The organism is Roseomonas rosulenta, from assembly GCF_016106005.1.
Classification (GTDB): domain Bacteria; phylum Pseudomonadota; class Alphaproteobacteria; order Acetobacterales; family Acetobacteraceae; genus Neoroseomonas; species Neoroseomonas rosulenta.
Genome location: NZ_JACADR010000485.1, coordinates 1 through 1817 on the forward strand (window position 1 = coordinate 1; position 1817 = coordinate 1817).

The window sequence follows — 1817 nt, forward strand, 5'->3', positions numbered from 1 at the left end:
GAGCCCCGCCGCCACGCCACGCGCCATGGCGCCAGCGCTGCCGATCAGCACGGCATCGACCGCGCCGCCGCCGCGCTGCGCCACGTCCTGCGCCACCGCGCCGGGGCTGGCACGCTGGGAATGCAGTACGATGGCCGGGTCCGGCAGGCCCCATTCCGCGGCGACGGAGCGCATCGCCGTGGCCAGGGCGCGGCCGAAGGCGTCGTCCGGGGCGGCCAGCGCGAAGCGCTGCGCGCCGCCCGACATGGCGGCCCCCATGGCGCGGCGCACCTGCTGCGCCGGCGTCACGCCGAGCGTCCAGACGCCGGGGCCGGACTGCGCGGCATCGTTGGTCAAGGCGATGATCGGGATGCGCGCCGCACGGGCGGGGGCCGAGGCGGCGGAGGTCTCGGCCGCCGTCAGCGGCCCGACGATGATGCGCGCCCCCGCGCCCACCGCCTTGCGCGCGGCCGCCGCGGCGCCGGATGCGGTGCTGCCGGTATCCATGGGCAGGAAATCGACGCTGCGCCCCCCGCGTTCGAATAGCGCCAGTTCCGCCGCCTGTTCCATCGCGCGCCCGAGCGAGGCCTGCGGCCCCGACAGCGGCAGCAGCAGCGCGATGCGGTTGCGTGGTGGTTCCTGCAGCGGCTGGCGGGACCCGACCGGGCCCGCCCCTTGCGGCGCGCAGGCGCCGAGGCCCACAAGGGCCAGGACGGCAAGCGCGGAGAAGCGGCGTGGGAGGCGATGCGGCAGAAGGGACACGGTCCTCGGATCCTCCCGGTGGTCCGGCGGCGCGGCCGGGCCTGGTGCTTGTCGCGACGCCGATCGGCAACCTCGGCGACCTGTCGCCGCGCGCGCTTGCCGCGCTGAAGGATGCCGACGCCGTGCTGTGCGAGGACAGCAGGGTGACCGGCGGCCTGCTTGCGCGCCAGGGCGTGGCGGCGACCATGATCCCCTTGCACGATCACAATGAGGCCGCGCAAGCCCCCCGGCTGGTGGAACGCATGATGGCGGGGGAGCGTTTCGCCCTGGTCAGCGATGCCGGCACCCCGCTGGTGAGCGACCCGGGCTACCGCCTGGTGCGGGCGGCGATCGAGACCGGCGTGGCGGTATCCGCAATCCCCGGGCCGAATGCGGCGGTGATGGCGCTGTCGCTCTCGGGCCTGCCGCCACATCCTTTCCTGTTCCTGGGCTTCCTGCCGGCGAAGGCAGGGCCGCGCGCCGCCGAGGTCGCGCGGCTGCGCGCGGTGGAGCGCGCGGGGCTCTCGGCCACGCTGGTCTTCTACGAGGCGCCGCACCGGCTGGGCGAGGCCCTTGCGGCACTGGCCGAGGGGCTCGGCGCCGACCGGCCGGCCGCGGTGGCGCGCGAACTGACCAAGCGCTTCGAGGAGATGCGCCGCGGGTCGCTTGGCGACCTCGCCGCGCACTACGCCACGGCCGAGGCGCGCGGGGAGATCTGCATCGTGGTCGGCCCGGCGCCGGCGGAGGAGGCCGGCGCGGACGAGCTCGACGCCGCGCTGCGTGCCGCCTTCGCCGCCGGGCTCAGCCTGCGCGACGCGGCGGCGAGCGTGGCGGAGGCGACGGGGCTGAAGCGGCGGGACGTGTACCGGCGCGCACTGGAGCTGGGCGTGGGTTGAGCCTGCGGCAGGCACCTTGCGGGATGGCCAGCGCCGGCGATCCCTCAGCGGTTCGGATAGAGCCGCGGATAGGTGACCTGGTCGGCCGGGCCGGGCGGACGTATCGGCCCGACCTTCCCGCAGGCGCCGAGCAGCAGCAGCAAGGCCAGCGCGCCCAGCATGCGGCGGGCGACCGGCGGGGCCGCGGGCCCGCCGCGATCT

At 76.5% G+C, this 1817-nt stretch carries 2 protein-coding genes; one reads left to right on the plus strand and one right to left on the minus strand.

Going from position 1 to position 1817, the window contains the following annotated elements; translation table 11 throughout:
- On the minus strand, positions 1-741 hold a 741-nt coding region (locus HW578_RS26120), incomplete at its 3' end, for a penicillin-binding protein activator (protein ID WP_198373627.1).
- Here HW578_RS26120 and rsmI point away from each other — a divergent pair.
- On the plus strand, positions 714-1616 hold the full coding sequence (gene rsmI / locus HW578_RS26125; protein ID WP_408906270.1) for a 16S rRNA (cytidine(1402)-2'-O)-methyltransferase: 903 nt from the start codon (positions 714-716) through the stop codon (positions 1614-1616). The two genes, HW578_RS26120 and rsmI, sit on opposite strands and share 28 nt — an antisense overlap.
- The last annotated feature ends 201 nt before the right edge of the window (positions 1617-1817 follow it).